Source organism: Microbacterium sp. PM5 (assembly GCF_003293595.1).
GTDB lineage: Bacteria > Actinomycetota > Actinomycetes > Actinomycetales > Microbacteriaceae > Microbacterium.
In genome coordinates this window covers 1574775-1595348 of sequence record NZ_CP022162.1, presented here as the reverse complement: position 1 = coordinate 1595348, position 20574 = coordinate 1574775, and the positions used below count along the sequence as shown (strand labels likewise).

25 protein-coding genes are annotated in these 20574 nt (G+C 69.8%); 14 read left to right on the top strand and 11 right to left on the bottom strand.

All coding sequences use genetic code 11. The annotated features are described in order from the left end of the window. Positions 1 to 32: 32 nt before the first annotated feature. From CEP17_RS07830 to CEP17_RS07815, 4 genes are all read right to left on the bottom strand, one after another. Positions 33 to 572: a hypothetical protein gene (locus CEP17_RS07830; protein WP_112931853.1), complete on the bottom strand. Its 540-nt coding sequence runs from the start codon at positions 570 to 572 to the stop codon at positions 33 to 35. Further along, positions 569 to 976, bottom strand: a complete 408-nt coding sequence (locus CEP17_RS07825) for a DUF4383 domain-containing protein (RefSeq protein ID WP_112931852.1) — start codon at positions 974 to 976, stop codon at positions 569 to 571. Before CEP17_RS07825 ends, CEP17_RS07830 begins: the two co-directional genes overlap by 4 nt. An 87-nt stretch (positions 977 to 1063) precedes the next feature. Further along, complete coding sequence (locus CEP17_RS07820; protein WP_112931851.1) at positions 1064 to 1852, bottom strand: alpha/beta hydrolase; 789 nt, start codon at positions 1850 to 1852, stop codon at positions 1064 to 1066. A 53-nt stretch (positions 1853 to 1905) separates the two neighbouring features. Beyond that, positions 1906 to 2823, bottom strand: a complete 918-nt coding sequence (locus tag CEP17_RS07815; RefSeq protein WP_112931850.1) for an ROK family protein — start codon at positions 2821 to 2823, stop codon at positions 1906 to 1908. Positions 2824 to 2979: 156 nt separating this feature from the next. On the opposite strand from CEP17_RS07815, the gene CEP17_RS07810 reads away from it, so the two are divergent. Then, positions 2980 to 4098: an acyl-CoA desaturase gene (locus CEP17_RS07810; protein WP_204359814.1), complete on the top strand. Its 1119-nt coding sequence runs from the start codon at positions 2980 to 2982 to the stop codon at positions 4096 to 4098. 21 nt (positions 4099 to 4119) lie between these two features. On the opposite strand, the gene CEP17_RS15105 is transcribed toward CEP17_RS07810, so the two are convergent. Beyond that, complete coding sequence (locus tag CEP17_RS15105) at positions 4120 to 4275, bottom strand: DUF4175 domain-containing protein (protein WP_135948984.1); 156 nt, start codon at positions 4273 to 4275, stop codon at positions 4120 to 4122. Positions 4276 to 4420: 145 nt separating this feature from the next. Between CEP17_RS15105 and CEP17_RS07805 the strand changes: the two genes are divergently transcribed. The 3 genes from CEP17_RS07805 (at position 4421) to CEP17_RS07795 (ending at position 5453) form a co-directional block, all read left to right on the top strand. Continuing rightward, positions 4421 to 4696, top strand: a complete 276-nt coding sequence (locus CEP17_RS07805) for a hypothetical protein (protein ID WP_112931849.1) — start codon at positions 4421 to 4423, stop codon at positions 4694 to 4696. Positions 4697 to 4736: 40 nt separating this feature from the next. Continuing rightward, positions 4737 to 5063 (top strand): hypothetical protein, encoded by a 327-nt coding sequence (locus CEP17_RS07800; RefSeq protein WP_005049636.1) that lies wholly within the window; start codon positions 4737 to 4739, stop codon positions 5061 to 5063. A 93-nt stretch (positions 5064 to 5156) separates the two neighbouring features. After that, the gene (locus CEP17_RS07795) at positions 5157 to 5453 is read left to right on the top strand and encodes a hypothetical protein (RefSeq protein ID WP_239498469.1); all 297 of its coding nucleotides are present in this window, start codon (positions 5157 to 5159) and stop codon (positions 5451 to 5453) included. A gap of 5 nt (positions 5454 to 5458) precedes the next feature. On the opposite strand, the gene CEP17_RS07790 is transcribed toward CEP17_RS07795, so the two are convergent. Beyond that, positions 5459 to 5815 (bottom strand): hypothetical protein, encoded by a 357-nt coding sequence (locus CEP17_RS07790; protein ID WP_036316385.1) that lies wholly within the window; start codon positions 5813 to 5815, stop codon positions 5459 to 5461. Positions 5816 to 5843: 28 nt separating this feature from the next. Beyond that, a complete protein-coding gene (locus tag CEP17_RS07785; RefSeq protein WP_112931847.1) occupies positions 5844 to 6647 on the bottom strand; it encodes a DeoR/GlpR family DNA-binding transcription regulator in 804 nt (267 codons plus the stop codon). Positions 6648 to 6826: 179 nt separating this feature from the next. On the opposite strand from CEP17_RS07785, the gene CEP17_RS07780 reads away from it, so the two are divergent. The 6 genes from CEP17_RS07780 to CEP17_RS07755 all read left to right on the top strand — a co-directional run bounded on the left by CEP17_RS07780 (position 6827) and on the right by CEP17_RS07755 (position 13174). Further along, on the top strand, positions 6827 to 8128 hold the full coding sequence (locus CEP17_RS07780; RefSeq protein ID WP_112931846.1) for a sugar ABC transporter substrate-binding protein: 1302 nt from the start codon (positions 6827 to 6829) through the stop codon (positions 8126 to 8128). Positions 8129 to 8237: 109 nt separating this feature from the next. Continuing rightward, positions 8238 to 9167, top strand: coding sequence for a sugar ABC transporter permease (locus CEP17_RS07775; RefSeq protein ID WP_112931845.1), 930 nt, complete (start codon positions 8238 to 8240; stop codon positions 9165 to 9167). A 1-nt stretch (position 9168) separates the two neighbouring features. Beyond that, complete coding sequence (locus CEP17_RS07770) at positions 9169 to 10014, top strand: carbohydrate ABC transporter permease (RefSeq protein ID WP_112931844.1); 846 nt, start codon at positions 9169 to 9171, stop codon at positions 10012 to 10014. Positions 10015 to 10069: 55 nt separating this feature from the next. Then, entirely contained in the window at positions 10070 to 10936 is an 867-nt protein-coding gene (locus CEP17_RS07765; RefSeq protein WP_036316405.1) for a ketose-bisphosphate aldolase, read from the top strand. Between the two features lie 28 nt (positions 10937 to 10964). Further along, the gene (locus tag CEP17_RS07760) at positions 10965 to 12167 is read left to right on the top strand and encodes an ADP-dependent glucokinase/phosphofructokinase (RefSeq protein ID WP_112931843.1); all 1203 of its coding nucleotides are present in this window, start codon (positions 10965 to 10967) and stop codon (positions 12165 to 12167) included. An 11-nt stretch (positions 12168 to 12178) separates the two neighbouring features. Beyond that, positions 12179 to 13174 carry a carbohydrate kinase gene (locus CEP17_RS07755; protein ID WP_112931842.1) on the top strand — a complete coding sequence of 332 codons (996 nt, stop codon included), beginning with the start codon at positions 12179 to 12181 and terminating at the stop codon, positions 13172 to 13174. Between the two features lie 34 nt (positions 13175 to 13208). Here CEP17_RS07755 and CEP17_RS07750 read toward each other — a convergent pair whose 3' ends face one another. Further along, the gene (locus CEP17_RS07750; protein ID WP_112931841.1) at positions 13209 to 13808 is read right to left on the bottom strand and encodes a flavin reductase family protein; all 600 of its coding nucleotides are present in this window, start codon (positions 13806 to 13808) and stop codon (positions 13209 to 13211) included. Between the two features lie 77 nt (positions 13809 to 13885). Further along, the gene (locus CEP17_RS07745) at positions 13886 to 15193 is read right to left on the bottom strand and encodes a PLP-dependent transferase (RefSeq protein ID WP_112931840.1); all 1308 of its coding nucleotides are present in this window, start codon (positions 15191 to 15193) and stop codon (positions 13886 to 13888) included. Positions 15194 to 15289: 96 nt separating this feature from the next. Here CEP17_RS07745 and CEP17_RS07740 point away from each other — a divergent pair, with 96 nt between their 5' ends. Next, positions 15290 to 16267 carry a Gfo/Idh/MocA family oxidoreductase gene (locus CEP17_RS07740; protein ID WP_112931839.1) on the top strand — a complete coding sequence of 326 codons (978 nt, stop codon included), beginning with the start codon at positions 15290 to 15292 and terminating at the stop codon, positions 16265 to 16267. Between the two features lie 121 nt (positions 16268 to 16388). On the opposite strand, the gene CEP17_RS07735 is transcribed toward CEP17_RS07740, so the two are convergent. Together CEP17_RS07735 and CEP17_RS07730 are read right to left on the bottom strand one after the other, a co-directional pair. Continuing rightward, a complete protein-coding gene (locus CEP17_RS07735; RefSeq protein WP_112931838.1) occupies positions 16389 to 16970 on the bottom strand; it encodes a DUF1992 domain-containing protein in 582 nt (193 codons plus the stop codon). Between the two features lie 25 nt (positions 16971 to 16995). Further along, complete coding sequence (locus CEP17_RS07730; RefSeq protein ID WP_112931837.1) at positions 16996 to 17697, bottom strand: GTP pyrophosphokinase family protein; 702 nt, start codon at positions 17695 to 17697, stop codon at positions 16996 to 16998. An 82-nt stretch (positions 17698 to 17779) separates the two neighbouring features. Between CEP17_RS07730 and CEP17_RS07725 the strand changes: the two genes are divergently transcribed. The 3 genes from CEP17_RS07725 (at position 17780) to CEP17_RS07715 (ending at position 20574) form a co-directional block, all read left to right on the top strand. After that, entirely contained in the window at positions 17780 to 18862 is a 1083-nt protein-coding gene (locus tag CEP17_RS07725; protein WP_112931836.1) for an FUSC family protein, read from the top strand. A 95-nt stretch (positions 18863 to 18957) separates the two neighbouring features. Next, the gene (locus CEP17_RS07720) at positions 18958 to 19554 is read left to right on the top strand and encodes a helix-turn-helix transcriptional regulator (RefSeq protein WP_112931835.1); all 597 of its coding nucleotides are present in this window, start codon (positions 18958 to 18960) and stop codon (positions 19552 to 19554) included. An 87-nt stretch (positions 19555 to 19641) separates the two neighbouring features. Continuing rightward, positions 19642 to 20574, top strand: a complete 933-nt coding sequence (locus CEP17_RS07715; RefSeq protein ID WP_112931834.1) for an ABC transporter ATP-binding protein — start codon at positions 19642 to 19644, stop codon at positions 20572 to 20574.

Genomic DNA, 20574 nt, shown 5'->3' with positions numbered 1-20574 from the left:
CTTCGTCGCCTGATCGGCGACCGGCCTCGCGGTCAGTGACCGGCGTGCGGATCGACGATCATCACGGTGCCGTCGGGTCGCACGAGCGCCGCATCCTGCACGGCGCCGAGCGCCGGTGTGGTCACGACCGCCACGAGACCCGCGGCCAGAAGCAGAGGAACCAAGCGGATCGCGCTGGCCGGCGCCACGGGGCGGCGACCGTCGGCGATGATCATGACGGCGGTCGTCAGCAGGAGGACGACCGCGACCGCCGCGGCGAGAATGCTCGCGCGGCCTCCGGTCAGAACGACGAGCGCGGCGACGCCGATGACAGTGACGAGCGTCGACGCCGCCGCGGTCCGGGAGAGGAGCAGGCGGCCGGTGGTCAGCGCCGCCGCGCCCCAGGCCAGCCACAGCAGTCCCGCCACGGCGAGGACGACGCCCGCCCCGCGGGCCGCGCCCGAAGACACGTCGCCCGTGATGGCGGCAGCGCCCATGCCGATCGAGACCAGACCCGCCCCCCACGCGAGCGGCACGGTCCAGGCGCGCACGGCGGCGCCCGGAGCGGCCGCCGCGCGGGAGGGCGCGTTCATGCCGTGACCGACCGTGCGCCGCGCTCGGCGCCGAGCGCGACGCCGAGCAGCACGATCGCGCTGGCGAGGTGCAGGAAGTGGTCGGGCACGTTCAGCGCGAGGATGTTCGCCGAGGTGCCGACGAGGAAGAAGCCGACCACGCCCAGCAGCAGATAGGCGGCGCCGATGGTGGCGTTGACCGTCTTGGCGGCGCGCACGCCGCTCAGGCCCGCGATCACGAGTGCCGCGCCGATGAGAAGGTGCGCGATGTTGTGCAGCGGGTTGACGGCGAAGATCCCCAGCAGCAGTCCACCATCGGTGGCGAGGAATCCGACGCCTCCGGTGACGGCGAAACCCAGGGCGCCGACGACGAGGTAGACGGCGCCGAAGACGATGGCGACGAGACGGTTCGGTGACGAGCTCATGACTGACCTCCTGTTCGGGTCGCGACCGGTGTCGTGACGGAGGTTGTTCGCTGCGCCGCCCCGAACGGATTGCGGGCGGGTCGTGCCTCAGCTCAGCCGCGCGGTCACGATCCGCGTCGCGGCGGCGGGGTCGAGGCGGTGGCCGACCGATTCGGGAGAGACGATGAGCTCGGCGTGCGGCATCGCCGCCGCCAGGCGTTCGGCCGCCGCGGTGAGGATCGGGAAGGTCTGCTGGCCGCAGAGGATCGTCACCGGCACGTCGACGGTGAGCATGGCATCCGTCGGCGTGGACAGCTCGCGGGCCAGCGTCGCGTCGTACACGGTCGACTGGGCCAGCGGCACGATGCCGGCGAAGGCGTCGGTGGCGCGGAACTGCGCGATCATCGCGTCGGGAAGCCCGACGGCCTCGCGCTGGAAGAGGACGACGGCCTCTTCGCGGTCTCCCGCGTCGACGAACGCCTGGATGCGCGACGGCAGATCGGGCGCCGGCTCGTCGATGCCGAAGTGGAACGGGGGTTCGGACAGGAACAGCGCGCGCACCGGCACCCCCGTCTCGACAGCGAGGGATGCCGCGTACAGCGCGATCACCGCACCCGAGGAGTGCCCCAGCACCGCGACCTCTCCGCCGGCGTCGGCGATGACGGCGGCCAGATCCTCCGCCTCACGACGCGGTGAGAACGGGGTCGTGTCGCCGCTGTCGCCCCGAGCGCGCCGGTCGTAGGTGATCGCCCTCATGCCCGACTCGGCCAGCGTCGTGGCGAGCGCCGCGGCATCCTTCGCGGTCGACAGGGCGCCGTTGACGATCACGACGGCGGGCCCCGATCCGGTGTCGTGGACGGCGAGGCGCGTTCCGTCGGCGGAGATCACGTGATGCATGGCCCGATGCAAGCACTGCCCTCCGACATCGGTCAAGGGTGTTGGAGCGGACCTCAGAGGAGGTCGGCGCGGTGCACGAGCGCGCCGGCACCGATGAGCGGGGCGTCTCCGCCCAGCCCGGCACGCACGACCTTCAGGCGACCGGCGTACGCGTTGACGGCGCTCTCGCGAACGACGCTTTCGATGCGGTCCGGATAGTCGTCCGCCACGAACGAGAACCCGCCGCCGACGACGGCGAGCTCGAGGTCGAGCAGGGTGGCGGCGTTCGTGAGACCGATACCGACGGCGTGCGCCGATCGTGCGATGGCCGCGACGGCGACCTCGTCGCCCGCGCGGTAGGCGTCGGCGAGCTCTTCACCGGTCGTGCCGGCCCACCCCTGGGCGCGGGCCCAGGCGACCGTGTGCGGACCCGAGGCGCGCTGCTCGAGAGTGGAGGCCGCCGGCTCGCCCTGGACGTCGGCGACGATCATCTGACCCAAGTGGCCGGCGTTTCCCGATCCGCCCGCCACCAGACGGCCGTCCGAGACGATACCGCCGCCGACGCCCGTCGAGACGACGAAGACGATGGCGTTGCGAACCCCTCGCGCCGCGCCTCGCCAGGCTTCGGCGAGGGCGATGCACGTGCCGTCCAGACGCAGCGTGGCCGTGTCCAGGCCGCTCGCGGCTCGCACCGCCTCGACGATGCGAAACCCGTGCGCGGCGGGAAGGTTGATCGGCGCGATGGTGCCGGCGGCGACGTCGACCGGTCCGGCTGCGCCGATGCCCGCCGCGACGACCTCGTCCCATCTCGGGTGCGCGCGACATCCGTCGATCACCTCCGCGAGACCGCGGTCGAGCACCGTGACGTCCGCGGCCGCGCCGGCTCCGGTGGGCGTGCGGTGACGCGAGCCGTCCACGAGGCGCCCCTCCTCGTCGACGAGGGCCGCCTCGATCTTCGTGCCGCCGAGATCGATCGCCAGTGCCAGTGTCATGCCGCATCCTTGAGGAGAGAAGGGGCCGTATGCCCGTAGCCGTATAGACGCAAGCGTAGTGTCGGCATCAGCGATCGGCACCCGCCTTTGGCTTCGCCCCTGACCACCACCGCGGCTTCGCTTCTCCGCGGCGGTTGCCGATCGAACGGAGCCCTCGTGGCTGTATCCGCGCCCGTCATCGAGACCGTCTCACGGCTCGGCCCCGTCCGTCAGACGTACGCGACGGCGGAGAGCTTCCCGCCCGTCGCGCGGGCCTACACGCAGGTCTCGCGGGTCGTGAAGGAGCTGGGGCTGCTGCGGCGTGCCCCCGCGTTCTACGCGCTCGTCGGCACCGCGCTGCTCGTGGCCTTGGCCGGTTGCGTCACCGGGTTCATCCTGCTCGGCGACAGCTGGTTTCAGCTGCTGATCGCGGCGGCCCTCGGCATCGTGTTCACGCAGGTGGCCTTCCTCGCGCACGAGGCCGCGCACCGGCAGATCCTCAGCTCGGGGCCGGCCAACGATCGCCTGGCGCGCATCCTCGCCGCCGGCGTCGTCGGCATCAGCTATTCGTGGTGGGACGCCAAGCACTCCCGCCACCACGCGAACCCCAACCGTGTCGGCAAAGACCCCGACATCGAGGTCGACACGATCTCGTTCCTCGTCGAGGATGCCGCCCAGGCGCGCGGACTGCGCCGCCTCATCACGCGCCATCAGGGATGGTTCTTCTTCCCGTTGCTGACGCTGGAGGGCCTCAACCTGCACGTGCACGGCATCCGCCACCTGCTGTCGCGGCAGCCGGTGAACAAGCGTGGCCTGGAGCTGGCTCTCATCACGGCGCGACTCGCGGCTGTCATCGTCCCGGTCTTCCTGCTCCTGCCGCTCGGGATGGCCTTCGCGTTCCTCGGGGTTCAGTTCGCCGTCTTCGGCGTCTACATGGGAGCCTCGTTCGCGCCGAACCACAAGGGCATGCCGGTCGTCGACGCCGCGGCGCGTCTCGACTTCTTCAGCAAGCAGGTGCGCACGTCGCGCAACATCCGCGGTGGATGGTGGGCGACGGCCCTCTTCGGCGGTCTCAACCACCAGGTCGAGCACCACCTGTTCCCGAGCATGGCGCGCCCATACCTCGCGCGCGCCCGATCGGTCGTCCGCGACTACTGCCGCAGTGCCGACATCCCGTACACGGAGACGAGCGTCTGGCGTTCATACGCGATCGTGATCGACTACCTCAACCGCGTGGGCCTGGGCGCGCGCGACCCGTTCGACTGCCCGATGGCCGCCGAGTACCGCCGCGCCTGAGTCTGAGCGGTGCGAGCCGGCTCAGGCGTTGCGCTTCACGACGCGCATGAGCCACGCGATGATCGCGATGAGCAGAATGACGAGTCCGATCCACAGCAGGAACTTCGCCGCTTCGACGAAGACGCCGAGGAGGATCAGGACGATGCCGACGACGAGGAGGATGAGTGCGAGTGCCATGTCCTCATTGTGTGCGTGGTCTTCTCGCGCGCGCAGGGGCTTGACAGCGCCGCCCGAGGCTGTCAACCCCCTGACCGTCGACGCCCGCCCCGCGTTTTACTGAGGCGTACCGATCTTCCGTTGACGACTCTGGCGAGGCCGAGCCATGAAAGACATCCTCATCGAAGGACACCGCATCCTCACGACGGACGATGTCGCCGACGCGGTGCTGATGTATGCGAAGCGACTGATGGAGTGCGCCACGACCGACATCGTGGAGTTTCCGAGCATCGATGCCGGAGCGCCGAGTCGCTGCCGAATGCTGCTCGGCAACGGGATGCCATTGGCGACGCTGGACGCCACCACGGCGCTGGCATCCGACATCCAGGGCGCCGATCTCGCCTGCGCCGAGATCCGGCGACGCACACTGCTGCTCGGCTGATCGGCGCCGGCGTGTCCGTGCGGCCACGTAGGCTGGAGCGGTGGGACGGTTCAGTTACGACGGCAGCGTCAAAGCGGAGTTCGACGATCGCGTGCTCGCGCACCTGCAGGTCGTCATCAGTCAGAAGCTCCGCCGCGGCGAGACATTCACCTTCACGTGGCGCAACGACACGAGCCTCGGTGACGGGCGCACGGCCATCTGGCTGCACCCGCACGCATCGATCGTCTACTCGTACCACGGCAGCCGTCAGCCCGCCCTGAACCGGGCGTGGCTGGAGGCGCTGACGCACGCCGCGAACTCGACGGCGGGGTTGCAGATCGTCCCCGAGCCCGAGGGCCCCTACTCCGGTGAGGTCTTGACCGGCTGACGGCCTCGCGCGTCGCACGGGCGCGGGGACCTGTCAATCCCCTCGCCTCGCCGCCGAGCGTCCCGGAGAGTGGGGGAGAAGGCGGTGACGACGATGACGCAGACAGCGCATGTCGGCGGCCACCTCGAACTGCTCCCCATCGATGAGGACGCCTGGCGGTTGTGTGATCGTCGCGTGAGCGCACGCGACGCCGAATTCGTCGTGGCCTACATCGAGCGCACGGACGGCGGGTTCGAGACGGTCTGGATGCGAGGCGGTGCGCGGCGTGCGCGTCTGTCCTCGCTGGAGGAGTGTGTCGAGAGGGGCGAACGGATCCTCTGCGAGCAGGAACGTTCCACCGCGAGCCGACCGGTCCCGATCGCCCACTTCCCGCCGGCACGCGGCTTCTGACGCGATCAGTCGTCGGCGACCGCGACCGTCTGCGGCGCGTTGTCCGCGTCGCCGTCGACCGATTCGATCTGCTCCTCGGTGAGCTGGATGCCGCCGGACGAACTGGCCGATTGCGCCAGCTCTTCGATCCACGCGCGGTTCAGCTCCGTGGGCTCCGGATCGTCGAAGACGAAGCGCAGCGGAATCGACGGATGCAGCCAGATGGTGCTGCGGCCGCGGGTCTCGCCGTCGGGGTGCTGCCACGACACGGTGAAGCTCTCGCCGCGACGGAGCTTCGTGGCGACGACCACCTTCAGGTGGGCGAGCACTCTGTCCTCGATATGGATCGGAGTCGCCGAGCCCCCGTAATAGATCGTGCCCACGATGCGATTGTAGGCCGCGGGACAGCGATCAGGGAGTGATCAGGCTCACGCCGGCCTGCAGGAGCGCGCTCGTCAGGGGAGGCGGCGGCGCCGCATCGGTGATGAGGTAGTCGACGCCCTCGAGGGGAGCGACCTGGGCGAAGAGTCGGCGGCCGAGCTTGGAGGAGTCGGCGAGCACCGCCGTGCGGTCAGCGCGGTCGATCATCTCCGCCATCATCGTCGCGTCGCCGAGGTTGCTCGTCGAGTAGCCGGACTCGTCGACGGCGCCGACGGCGACGAGCGCGAGGTCGCAGCGGATGTCGAGTTCACGGCCACCGGCCGCCATCGCGAAGGTGACGGGGCCGGTGGTGGCCTGTGTGATCGTCCGGACGGCGCCGCCGAAGACGTAGAGGTCGCGAAACGCCGACGGAGCGATCTCCGCCGGGATCCTCAGATTGTTGGTCGCGATCGTCAGGTCGCGGTGTCCTCGGAGCGCGCGGGCGACGGCGAGCGTCGTCGTGCCGGCGTTGAGCATGACGACCGCGCCGTCGTCGACCATCTCGGCGGCGAGCCGGGCGATCTTCTCCTTCTCCTCCACCTGCACGCGCAGGCGCACGTCGAGACCCCGATCGCGCAGCGCCCCGTCGGTGGCGCTCACGGCGCCGCCGTGGGTGCGGATGAGCGCGCCCTCGCGATGGAGCTGGTCGAGGTCGCGGCGCACGGTGTCGATCGACACGTCGAAGTGCTCCGACAGCTCGGCCACCGTGACCTGCCCCTGTTCGGCGACGTAGGCCGCCAGGTCGGCTTTGCGGCCGGCGGGAAGCCGGCGGCCACGGGGGGCTGCTTTGTCCATGTCTTCATCCCTAGCACAGTGGATGCTGTTTTCGCGCCCATAACCGGCATAAGAGTGCAGAAGATGGCAATTTGTGGAGCAGACCTCTTGACCGAGCGGCAAAAGACGGCATAATGGTGCTGAAAGACGCATTTATCCGCAGTGGTGCGGAGGGCGCACAAACTCAAAGAGGAGAAACGATGTCCAGAGTGGGGCGGGGTCACAGCACGGCCCGCACGGTTCTCGGCGCGGTCGCGGCGGCGGCGACGCTGGTTGCGATGGCGGGCTGCTCCAGCAGCGCGTCGCCGTCCGGCAGCGGCGACGCCGGCGGAGATGTCACGATCGAGTTCGCGCAGTGGTGGGAGCCGGAGCTGCCCGACGGACAGTTCCGCGCGCTGATGGACCAGTTCGAGTCCGAGAACCCGGGCATCAAGGTCAAGCTCGTCAGCGGCCCGTACGCGTCGACGAAGGAGCAGCTGTTCGCGGGGGCCGCGTCCGGCACCATGCCCGACGTCGTCGGCCTCGACGGCGCGTGGGTCAACGACTTCGCCTCCAAGGGCGTGATCGCGAACCTCACCGACCTGATGACGCAGAACAACTACGACGAGAGTCAGCTGGCGAGCCAGATCAAGGTCGACGGCAGCACCTACATGATCCCGGTCGTCAACTTCGTCTACCCGATGTTCTCGAACGACGACCTGCTCGCCAAGGCCGGCGTCACCGCACCCCCGTCCACGCGCACCGAGTTCGCCGATGCCGCGAAGAAGATCAAGGCCCTCGGCGGCGACGTCTCCGGCTGGGTCCTGCCGCTGTCGCTCGAAGCCCCCAACGGCGTGCAGAACGACGTGATGTCCTGGGTGTGGGCGTCGGGCGGATCGATGCTGAAGGACGGCAAGCCCGATCTCACCAACAAAGACGTGACCTCCGCGATGAACTACATCGACGGGCTGTGGAAGGACGGTGTCATCGCCTCCGGATCCTTCACGATGAAGGAGCAGGACAAGGTCGAGGAGTTCACCAACGGTCGCGTCGGCATGATGATCGACTCGCTGGCGCACATCAACCTGATCCGTCAGTCGAACCCCAACCTCAAGTTCTCGATCTCGGCGATCCCCGCCGCCGACGGCTACACCGGACAGCGCGGCATCCCCTACGCGTCGTGGGGCATCGGCGTCGCCGAGAACTCCGCGCACAAGGATGCCGCGTTCAAGCTGGTGTCGTTCCTGATGAGCAAGGACACCAACTCGAAGCTGTCGACGCTGGCCAAGGCGTTCCCCGGCAACACGCAGTCCACCCCGGACTTCTCGGGCAGCGACGAACTGTTCAAGAAGGCGTTCGACATCTACAAGGCGGGCTACCCCGCGAACGAGTTCACCGGGCTGCCGACCGCGGAGGACCTCATGCGCCAGCTCGGCCAGCAGCTGCAGACGGCGCTGGACGGTCAGCAGTCCATGGACGATGCGCTCAAGAACGCGCAGACGTCCTGGGCCGCAGCGTTCTGAGCCGCCTCGCCCCCACCCGGGTGCCGCATCGCTGCGCGACAGCGGTGCGGCACCCGCCCACCCACCCGTCCGGCGCCGGCCGGAACCCCGCAAGGAGCCGTGCGGTCTCATGACCCTGAAAACCCCCGTCTCGCTCGACACCGAGGTGCTCGTCACCGGCGTCGCGCACTCGCGTCGCCGGCGCCAGCTGCGCCGCACGACCGAGTCGTACGCCTTCCTCGCGCCGACGCTGATCCTCCTGCTCGTGCTGATGATCGTCCCGATCGTCATGGTCATCGGCTACTCGCTGCAGAGCAACGTCATCCTCAGCAAGAACGGCCAGTTCGTCGGCATCCAGAACTACCTGACGGTGCTCGGCGACGGCGCGTTCTGGAAGGCGACCTCCAACACGGTCGTCTTCACCGTCGTCAGCGTCGCCGCCCACCTCGTGCTCGGCCTCGGCTTTGCCCTCATGCTCAACAGCACGCTGATCGGGGCCGTGCCGCGCGCGATCTTCCGGGGGCTCTACGTTCTGCCGTGGCTGTTCGCCGTCGCCGTCATCGCCGTCCTCTGGCGGATGCTGCTGGCTCCCAACGGAGTGATCAACTTCCTCCTGAATGCCAACGTGGAATGGCTCGCCTCCCCGCAGCTCGCTCTCGGCACCGTGACGTTCATCAACATCTGGGCCGGCTACCCGTTTTTCATGGTGAGCCTTCTGGCGGGCCTGCAGGGCATCCCCAGCGACCTCTACGAGGCCGCCACGGTCGACGGTGCCAGCAGCGTGCAGCGGTTCTGGAACGTCACCCTGCCGCAGCTTCGGCCCATCATCGTCAGCCTGCTGCTGCTCGATCTCATCTGGACTTCTCAGCAGTTCGCCCTCATCTGGATGACGACCGGCGGAGGCCCGATCGATGTGACCGAGGTGCTCAGCACCTACACCTACAAGCTGGCCTTCGCGAAGTACGACTTCTCGCTCGCGGCGACCGCCGCCGTGCTCGTCCTGCTCATGTCGATGGTCCTCGCCGTGTTCTACGTGCGGCACCAGAAGGCGAGGGATTGACATGGCCATGTCCGTACAGACACGTCGGCGCACCGCGCGCATCGGCATCGTGATCGGCCTCGTCCTCGGGGCGGTGTTCGCCGCCGGTCCCGTGGTGTGGATGCTCTCGAACTCGTTCAAATCGAACACCGAGATCTTCGAGCTGCCGCCACGACTGATCACCGACACGTTCTCCCTGAACGCCTACGTCGCCATCTTCACGAACCCCGAGACGATGCGGTTCTTCCTCAACAGCTACATCGTCGCCGGTGCCGTGACGGTGCTGACGCTGCTGGTCGCCATCCAGGCGGCGTACGCGTTCAGCAGGTTCGATTTCCGCGGCAAGCGCGTGCTCAACGTCATCATCGTGAGCGTGCAGGCGGTGCCACCCATCACGCTGCTCATCCCCTACTTCGGCCTGATGGTGGGCCTCGGCCTGTACAACACCTATCCCGGCCTGATCCTCACGTACATGGTGTTCACGCTGCCCTACGCGATCATCATGATGACCGGCTACTTCAACACCCTGCCGCGCGAACTGGACGAAGCCGTCCGCGTCGACGGCGCCGGTTCGATGACCGCCCTGTGGCGGGTGCTCGTACCGATCTCGGTGCCCGGCATCGTGTCGGTGGGAATCTACACGTTCATGATCGCGTGGAACGAGTACCTGTTCGCCCTGACACTGACCCGCACGATCGACATGCGCACGGTCCCCATCGGCATCCAGCTGCTGATGGGCCAGCACTCCTACGAGTGGAACCAGATCATGGCCATGAGCGTGCTCGGCTCGATCCCCGTGCTCATCCTCTTCCTCTTCTTCCAGCGCTTCTTCATCAGCGGCCTGACGGCCGGCTCGGTGAAGAGCTGATCAGACCCGTCCGCACGGACGCCTCTCACCACCCCCACCGACAGGAGAATCCACCGTGGTGCTGTACACCGGCAAGTCCATCCTCGACATCGCCAACCAGAACAACTTTGCCATCCCGGCCTTCAACATCAGCGATTGGGCGATGTTCCTCGGCGTCATGGACATCAGCGAGGAGAAGAACGCGCCCGTCATCATCGCGATCCACCCCGACGAGGTCTCGCACGTGACGACCGATCTCATCGTCGCGATCCGCGAACGCGCGCACCGCTCGCCGGTACCGGTCGCGATCCACTGGGATCACGGCGGCACGTACGAGCAGATGATCGTGGCCATCCAGGCCGGCTTCACGTCGGTCATGATCGACGCATCGCTGTTGCCGTTCGAGGAGAACGTCGCACTCACCCGCAAGGTCGTCGAGGCCGCGCACGCCGTCGGCATCCAGGTGGAGGGCGAGCTCGGCACGATCGGCGCGAACGACAGCTACGGCGAATCCGGGGCCGCGGAGATCATCTACACGAACGTCGACGACGCGGTGCGCTTCGTCGCCGAGACCGGAGTCGACAGCCTCGCCATCGCCATCGGCACCTCGCACGGGCTGTACCCGTCCGACAAGAACCCGGAGCTGCGCCACGACCTGCTCGAGCAGATCAAGGCCGCGGTGAAGATCCCTCTCGTCCTCCACGGCGGCTCGGGCAACCCCGACGCAGAGCTCGCCCGCGCCGTCTCGCTCGGCATCAACAAGATCAACATCTCCAGCGACATCAAGGTCAGTTACCACAACCGGATGCGCGAGATCCTCGGCACCGACGAGCGCCTGCGCGAACCGAACGCCATCCAGCCCGAGCCGATCGCCGCCCTCAAGGCGACGGCCGCCCAGAAGATCGACCTGTTCGGCGCCGCCGGCAAGGCCGACCTGTACTGACGCACGTCGGCAGGAGATCATCGACACCATGAGCGCGCGACTCGTCCTCGGACTCGGCGGCACCGTCGACTACGAGATCCGGTGGGATGCCGCGGTCATCAGCGATCTGGCCCGCCACCACGGCGTGCGCCGGGCGGAGCTGGCGGCCCCGGGCCCCATCGACGACGAGCGCGCGCTCATCGTCGCGATCCTCGCCCTGCTCGAACGCGGCGTCGGAGGGGAGCGGTTCGCCGCCTCCTCCGACCTGCTCGAGACCTTCGCTGCACGTTTCGAGACGGCGGTGACGCTCGGCGGCACGGGGGTGCGCGCGGGAATCGCGCTGGCCAATCTCGGCATCCCCAGCACGCAGCACCTCGTGAGCATCGACGACAACGTGCGACGTCTCATGCCCCCGATCGTCGACTGGGTGTGCTCGGCCTCCGCGGACACCCTCGACCCGCACCTGATCGTGCAGTACCCGGCGGGGGCGGTCGTCGCGCTCGCCGACGGCGAGGTCGCAGCGCCCGCGGCGAATCGGGTGATCATCGCCAACGATCGACCCAACCGCGAGATGGCGATCGCTGCGCAACTGGGCGAGCGCCTGCGCGACGCCGACGCCTTCCTCGTGTCGGGATTCAACACGATGCAGGATGCCGAGCTTCTGGACCTGCGCCTCGACGAGCTGGGGGTCGCGATGAGTCGGCTTCCGGCGGGGGCGCTGGTCTACTACGAGGATGCCGGGTTCTATCGCCGGGAATTCGCCGCGATCGTCCGCGATCGCCTCATCTCGCGCATCGATGTGTACGGCATGAACGAAGACGAGCTGCAGGAGTACGTCGGCCGGACGATCGATCTGCGCGATCCCGCAGACGTCGCCGCCGCCCTGGCCGAGGCGCACCGGCTCATCCCGGTGCCGGCGCTCGTCGTGCATACGCGCTTCTGGTCGATCGCGGTCGGTGACGGCGCGCAGCGCCACCGTTCCGCCCTCGAAGCCGCGGTGCGGGTCTCGGCGACGCGCTACCGTCTCGGCGACGTGTTCGACGCGTCCGACCTCGACGACACCGGACGGCTGCCGCGGCATCCGGACGGCGCCCGCGTCGTCGCGGCCGTCGAGGGGTCGCGACCGGATGCCGTCGGGGTGGCCGCTGTCGTGGTCGACACCCCGACTCCGACCACCATCGGCCTCGGCGACAGCTTCGTCGGCGGATTCCTGTCGGTCACGCGCGTCGCCGACGCGGTGTCTGCGCCCTGACGGGCCTCGTCATGCCCATCCGGCTGCCCTCGAACCGTCCCGCGGATCGCTTCTACCGCGGCGGCGCGCGCCTGTGCGCGTTCCGGGGCGAAGCGCCACCGGCCGGACGCGAACCGGAGGACTGGATCGCCTCCACGACCACGGTGTCCGGTGCGGCGCTCACGGGGCTGACGGCGCTTCCCGACGGCGGCGGAGGGCGCGGCATCCTGCTGCGCGATGCCGTCGCCGCCGACCCCGTGCACTGGCTGGGCGGTGCGCACGCGCAGCGGTGGGGTGCCGATACGCGTCTGCTCGTGAAGCTCCTCGACGCCGGTCAGCGCCTGCCCGTACACGCCCATCCCGACGACGCCTTTGCGGCCGCCCACCTCGGGCGCGCGCACGGAAAGGCCGAGGCCTGGTACATCCTCTCCGGCGGAACGGTGCACCTGGGGCTGCGTGAGGACGTCGACCTCGACCGGTTGGCGCAGATGGTGGCCCGCCAGCGCACCGAGGAGCTGCTGGCGCTGCTGCACCGCGTGGAGGTGCACCCGGGCGACGTGGTGTGGGTGCCTCCCGGAGAGCTGCACGCGATCGGTGAGGGCGTGCTCCTGCTGGAGCTGCAGCAACCCGAGGACCTCTCTATCCTTCTCGAGTGGCGCGGCTTCGCATTGGACGGCGCGGCCGATGGCCACGTGGGGATCGGGTTCGACCGTGCCCTCACCGCCGTCACCCGTCGGGCGCGCAGCGCCGCCGAGATCGACGAGCTCGTCCACCCGGCGCCGGTCGGGCATGAAGGGTCGGTGTTTCCCGCGGCGGCGGACGCGTACTTCCGTCTCGAGCGTCGCGTCGTCGAGGGTGCGGCCGTGGTCTCCGCGGGCTTCGCCGTCGTCGTGGTGACGGACGGCGACGTGATGATCGGTGGCGCCCCCGCTCGGGCGGGGACGACCTGGCTGGTCGCTGCGGCGGAGGGCGATGTGGTCGTCAGCGGCCGCGGTGAGCTCCTGGTCGCGCGACCGCCGGCGCCGTAGCCCGTCGCGTTCGGTGCCCCGGCGGTCGGCGACCTCAGGAGATGCGGGAGTGCTCGCCGAGACGGTGCCAGGTGCGGTTGTGGTAGACCAGCGCGTCGCCGGGCTCTCCCGGGGCGACGTCGCGCTCGAGCTGCGACTGCAGTGCGTGTGCCGCGAACACGGTGGAGCCCCCGGCATCCATGCGTTCGATGACGGCGCACCGCACCCAGGCGCGCACGTCGTGGTAGACCGGCTCGCCGGTGACCAGCCGCGACCACGGCTGCGACCCGTCGAAGCGATCGACGCCGCTGGTGGCGCCGAGGCGGGCGAGGTCGAGGTCGTGCGCATCGAGCAGATGCACGACGACGGTCTCGGCCTTGGCGAGCACGGCGGCCGACGACGACAGGGCGGACACCGAGAAGATCAGCAGCGGCGGCTCGGCGCTGACGCTGGCGACGCTCGTCGCCGTGAGCGCGACCGGTCCGTCGCCGGCATCGGCGGTGATGACCGCCACGCCGCCCGGGTGGCCGCGGAAGAGCGCCTTGAACTCGCCGGCCGACAGCGACGAGGAGAAACCCGGTGAGGTGAGATCGGTGGCGTGGTGCGCGGGGGCATCGACCGGCACGGCGATGGGTGCGGTGGGCGACGAAGTCATACCTCCACGGTAAACGCACTGAGGAAGGCGGGCTCCGTCAGGCGCAACACGGCGACATGTCCGGGTCCGCGCTCCGCTCAGGAGGACGCCGCTAGCGCCCGGTCGAGGTCGGCGATGAGGTCGGATGCCGTCTCGATGCCGATCGAGAGTCGGATGAGTCCGTCGCCGATTCCGAGCCGCTCCCGCTCCTCGGGCGGGAACGACACGTGCGTCGTCGTCGCGGGATGCAGTGCCATCGAGCGGACATCGCCGATGTTCGTCATGCGGCTGATGAGGCGCAGGCCGTCGAAGAAGCGCTCGGCGGCGGGCCGCCCGCCGCGGACGGTGAACGCGAACACCGATCCGGCGTGGCCGCCGAAGCGCTCCTGTGCGATGCGGTGGTAGGGGCTCGAGGGCAGAGCCGCGAAGTCGACGCTCTCCACGGCGGGATGCCTCGCGAGCCACGCGGCGACGATCTCGGCGTTCTCGAGGTGCTTCGCCATGCGCAGCGACAGCGTCTCGATGCCCTGCTGCAGCAGGAACGAGTTGACCGGCGACAGGGCGGCCCCGAGATCGTTGACGATGCCGAAGCGCAGGTACGCCTCCAGCGCACGGGCGCCGTGGCTGTCCACGAGCGCGGGACGGCCGGGGGCGGCCGGTGCGGTCAGCCCCGGGTAGTCGCGCGACGAGCCGGCCCAGTCGAAGCGGCCGCCGTCGACGATGACGCCCGACAGGGCGGCGCCGTGACCGGTGAGGAACTTCGTCGAGGAGTGCACGACGACATCGGCGCCGTGCTCGAGCGGGCGGATGAGGTACGGGGTCGCGACGGTGTTGTCCACGATCAGGGGGATCGTGTGCCGCCGTGCGATGCGGGCGACCGCGGCGACATCGACGAGGTCGTTCTTCGGATTGGGGATCGTCTCGACGAAGATCGCCTTCGTCTGCGGGGTGATCAGACGCTCCCACTCGTCTACGTCCGCAGGATCGCGGACGTAGTCGGTCGACACGCCCAGGCGGGCGAAGGTGCGATCGAAGAGGATGCGCGTGCCGCTGTAGATGCTCGCGGTCGACACGAGACGCTCGCCGGCGCCGGCGAGCCCCAGCAGCAGCGCCGTGATCGCCGCTTGACCGGAGCCCACGACGATCGCTCCCGTCCCGCCTTCGAGCGAGGCGATGCGGCGCTCGGCGACTTCGTGCGTCGGATTGAGGTTGCGGGAGTACAGCTGACCCGTCTCCGCTCCCGTGAAGCGGTCCTCGGCCTGCGCGAACGAGTCGAAGCGGTAGGCGGCCGTGAGGTAGATGGGGGTGATGCGTGCGCCGTGGTTGCGGTCGTCGACCTCGCCGGCGTGCACCTGGCGGGTGTCGAAGCCGTAGTCGTCGCTGTCGGGCTGCGTGCTCACCAGCACAGATTAGGGCGATGTGGGTGATTGTGACGGATCGGTCGTAACACTTCGCGGCATCCCATGCGCGTGGGCCTCCAGCGGCGCCGCTAGCGTGGAGCCATGAGCGAGAAAGCACGCTGGGCGGTACTGGGTGCCGGTGTCATCACGGGCGACTTCCTCGCGGCGCTGCCGCACGCGGAACACGGGGTTCTGCATGCGGTGGGAGCGCGCGACGGCATCCGGGCGCGTGAATTCGCCGACCGCCACGGCGCGTCGGTGGCCGGTACCTACGACGAGGTGCTGGCGCGCGAGGACGTGGACGCCGTGTACATCGGCACCGTCCACACGACGCACGCCGAGCTCGCGCACGCCGCCCTCGATGCGGGTAAAGCGGTGCTCTGCGAAAAGCCCCTCGGGATCTCGACGGCCGAGACCGAGGCCGTGCTCGACCGTGCGGCGCGGGCCGGGCTGCCGCTCGTCGAGGCGTTCAAGTACCGCTTCGGTCCGTTCGCAGAGCAGCTGCGCCGGCTCGTCTCCTCCGGCGTGATCGGCGAGCTGCGGTCGGTGGACTCCACGCTCGGGTTCGCCGCCGACGCTCATGAGGGGCGTCTGTTCGACCCGGCGACCGCCGGCGGTGCGATCCTCGATGTCGGGTGCTACCCGGCATCCCTCGTCGTGGGGCTGGCCGCGTGGGCGGGCATCGCCCACCCGCCCGTGATCGTGGACGCCGACGGTGTCGTGGGCGCCGTTGACGAGCAGGCCCGGGCCACGGTCGCGTTCGGCGGCTTCGAGGCGCGGATCGCGACGGCGATCACCGCCGATCTGCCCCGTCGTGCGGTGGTGCGCGGAACGGAGGGCGAGCTCGAGATCGAGAACGTGTGGGGCAGCCGCGTGGTCTCGACGGCAGACGCCGTGCTGCGTCGCGCCGACGGCACCGTCGAGCGGATCCGCACGGCGACGATCAGCCCGATGGCCGCCGAGGCGGATGCCACGATCCTGGCGCTGCGCGACGGCCGGACCGAGGCGCCCGAAATGCCGTGGGCGCAGACCCGCACGACCGCACGCCTGCTCGAGGACTGGCGGGCCGCGCTCGGCTGACCCGGCTCGTGCTGCGGAGCCCGCCGCTGCGGAGTTCACAGAATCGGAAACCATCAACGGATGCGGATGCCGAGGCGCTCGGCATCCGCATCCGTTGCTCGCCTGCGCATCCGCTGCCGGTTCAGCGTCGGCGGAACAGACCGCGCCGGCGTCGAGGCTCGGGCGGCGACGGCGGGGTGGATGCCGCCGCGAGGCGCTGCCGACGACGCTCGTGCCACGCCGCGACCTCGCCATCGACGTCGCGGGTCGCCGTCACCACCGGCGGACCGCCCTGCAGCTGGCGGCGGGCCTCGACCACGCGCCGGTTGAAGTCGTCGACGTGGGCGCGCACGTCGGCTTCGCGCGTGAGGGCGTCGAGGGTCTGCGCGAACTCGGCATCCTCGGTGCGCAGCATCAGCGCGGCGGGTCCGAGGCCGGTGAGGCGCTCGTTCTGGATCTTGCGGCGGATCCACCAGTCGGGGTCGTGGTGGTCGCCGAGGCCTTCCACCGGTTTACCGGCGCCGGGCAGATCGTCGAAGTCTCCGCGGCGGATCGCCTGCTGGATGGCCGTCTCGACGTACATCGCGCGGTCGTGGGCGGTGGGCGTGCCGTGCGCGGGCGCAGGCACATCGGTGGCGCCCACCGCCGGGGCACCCTCGCCGGACGCGCGCGCCTCCTGCGCGATCCGGTAGCGCGCCGCCTCCAGGCGCGGATCCTCGCTCATGCGTCCAGGTTAGGCGCCGGCGCGCTCAGACGGCTCGGATCGCCGCAGAGGCCGGACCGTGCAGCTGTCCGTGCAGGCGTTCCATGCGGGCATCCAGCAGGGATGCCGAGTCGGCTGCCTCTTTGAGTTCGGCGAGCAGTCCGTCGGGAACCGCGCCGGCGTACTTGTAGTAGATCTTGTGCTCCAGGCTCGCCCAGAAATCCATCGCGATCGTGCGGAACTGCACCTCGACGGCGACGTCGACGCGCCCCGACGAGAGGAACACGGGGACCTCGACGATCACGTGCAGACTCTTGTAGCCGTTGGCCTTCGGGTGGGCGATGTAGTCCTTCACCTCGCGCACGGTGATGTCGTCCTGCTGGGTGAGCAGGTCGAACAGGCGGTAGGCGTCCTTCGTGAAGCTCGTCGTCACCCGGATGCCGGCGATGTCGGTGATGGCCGCGCGGATCGCGTCGAAGCTGGGATCGACACCCTTGCGCGTGATCTTGTCGACGAGGCTGTCGGCCGACTTCACCCGACTGGAGACGTGCTCGATCGGGTTGTAGTCGTGCATCAGCAGGAATTCGTCGCGGAGGATGCCGAGCTTGGTCTCGACCTCCCGCAGGCCGAACTGGTACTCGAGCAGGAAACGCTGGAACTCGTCGCGCATCATCCGCAGCTGCTCGGGGGAGAAGGTCGCCACCCCCTCGTCGGTCGAGATGGACAGGGGCTGCGAAATCGCTTCCATGGTCTCGACCGTAGCCAGCCCTCCTCGGCGCCGGCTGTGCGAACCGGGGGAGTCGGCCCGAGCGGCGAGGGAGAATGAGGGGATGTCGTCGTGCACCCCGTCGCCCCGCTTCGGCGCCCGCGTGCGCGCGGAGGCGGCCCACGTCGCGCGGAGCCTTGCGACGTTCGGTCCCGCGCGCGGCCGGCGCTGGCCACTCGCGTTGCAGGCGGGACTCGCCATGGCAGTGCCGATCGTTGCGCTCGCGGCATCCGGCCACGCCGACCTCGCGCTCCTGTCGGCGACCGGGGCTTTCGCCGTGATCTACGGCGGCTGGCTGCGCCCTCGCGAGCGCGCCCGCGTCGCGCCGCTGTTGGCGCTGGTGCTGTGGGTGTGCGCCGCCGGCGGCACGCTGGCGGCGCAGGGCGGCGTTGCGTTCGTGCTCGGCGGGGTGCTGGTCACCACGATCGTCGTGTCGGCGCTGGCCGGTGCCGTCTCGCTCGGGCCACCCGGACCGGTGTTCTTCGTGCTGGTCTTCGGTCTGTCTGCGCAGATCACCTCGCGGCACGGCGGTGCGCGCGCCGTGGACCCGGCGGTCTACCTCGCCGTCGTCGCCGCGTCGGGCGCGTTCGCCTGCCTGCTGGTCGCGGTACCGCTGCTGTTGCCGCGGTACCGCCGCGAGCGGCCTCGACCGCGTGCGGAGCTCTTTCCGCTGCAGTGGTCGGCGCTCGCGCAGACCCTCACGCTGCGTGCGGCGATCGTGGGCGTCGCGGGCGTGGCCGCGGCGGTGGTCGTCGACCCGGCACGCTCGTACTGGATCGTCTGCGCGGGTCTGGCCGTGGTCGGGCTGCCGGTGGGGCGGCGGGATGCGGCGACGCGCGGCGTCCACCGCACCGTGGGCACCGTGGTCGGCGGCGCGCTGTATCTCGGGCTGGCATTCGTGCCGCTGCCCGTCTGGGCACTCGGGCTGCTGCTGGGCGTACTGCAGTTCGCGATCGAGATGGTCGTGGTGCGCCACTACGCGCTCGCACTGGTGTTCATCACGCCGCTCGTGCTGCTGCTGATCGGCGCGGCGACGGGTACGGCCGAGACGCTGCCGCTCGCTCTGGAGCGCATCCTCGACACGCTCGTCGGCGCTGCCGTGGGAACGGCGGCGGCACTCGCGGTGCGGCTTCGCGCAGGGGACTGACGGCTGGCGGCCGCCGGCCGCACGCCCTGCGCGGGCCGATTTTCCGCGTATGCATATACTGAGAAATTACATACTGGAAGGTCGGGGGAGCACAGATGTCGGTGCGTCACAGCCTGCTGGCGATCCTCGATCAAGCGCCGTGCTACGGGTATCAGCTGCGCGCCGAGTTCACGCGACGCACCGGGGCGAGCTCGCTGAACGTCGGCCAGATCTACAACACCCTGGAGCGCCTGGAGCGCGACGGGCTCGTCTCCAAAGACGACGTCGACGCCCAGGGCCACGTGTACTGGCGCATCACGGACGACGGATCGGCCGCCGTGCGGGAATGGTTCGATACTCCTGTCGAGCGGGGGGAAGCAACCCGCGACGAACTGGCGGTGAAGGTCGCTCTCGCAGCGACCTTGCCCGGAGTCGATGTGCTGTACCTGGTGCGCGCGCAGCGTGCGGCATCTCAGGGGCGGCTCGACGAACTGACGGCGCGCTACGCCGGCGTGGATGTCGACGATCCGGCATCCGTGGTCGGAGCGCTGCCGCTGTCGGCGTCGCTGTTCACCGCCGAGTCGGAGGTGCGCTGGCTCGCACACGTCGAAGAGCGGCTGTCCAGCCCGTCGATCGCCTCGCTTGCGCAGGGGCTTTCGTCCGAGCGGCCCAAGCGGGGACGGCCGGCGCGGAGCGCCGCCGCGACTCCGTGAGAGGCGCACCGAGACCTGACACGTGTCATGTTCCGCTCGTGACAGCGCCCTCCTGACGTTCCGGGCGTGCGCGATCAGAGTGGATGTGTGACCACCGCACGCGCCGCCACCCTCACATCCGTCGTCCTTCGCCTCGATGCTCTGGAGCGCTCCTTCGGTCTCGGCGAGCGCACCGTGCGCGCGGTCGACGGCATCGACCTCACCGTCCGCCAGGGCGAGATCGTGGCCCTGCTGGGACCCAACGGCGCCGGCAAGACCACGACCCTCGACATGCTGCTCGGGCTGGTCGAGCCCACCGCGGGCACGGTGCGGGTGCTCGGGCAGCGGGCGGCGGATGCCGCGGCATCCGGTCGCATCGCCGCCGTCCTGCAGACCGGAGGGCTGCTCGGCGACATCACGGTGCGTGAGAGCGTCGAGGTGATCGCCTCGCTGCACGGGCGTGCGGCCCTGCAACGAGTGCCGGAAGTGATGCGGCAGACGGCGTTGGAGCCGCTCGCCAGGCGTCGGGTGTCGAAGTGCTCCGGCGGTGAGCAGCAGCGGGTGCGCTTCGCGCTGGCGCTCGTGGCCGATCCCGAGATCCTCGTGCTCGATGAGCCGACCGCGGGCATGGACGTGACGGCGCGCCAGCGGTTCTGGGACGTGATGCGAGCGCAGGCGGATGCCGGGCGCACGATCGTCTTCGCCACCCACTACCTCGAAGAGGCGGAGCACTTCGCGCAACGCACCGTCGTGATGCACCGCGGGCGGATCGTCGCGGACGCTCCGACGGCGCAGCTGCGGGCGAGCCTCGGCGCCCGCACGGTGGCCGCGACCCTTCCCGCCGACGGCGCCGCGGCGCTGGTCGGCGTTCTCGCCGTGACGAACGGTGTCACCGACCTGCGCGAGGACGGCGGGCGCGTTCACCTGCGCGCCGTCGACGCCGATGCTGCGGCGTTCGCCCTGCTGCGCGCCGGCGCCCACGACCTCGAAGTGACGGCTCCCACGCTCGAAACCGCCTTCACGGCACTGACGGAGGACTGA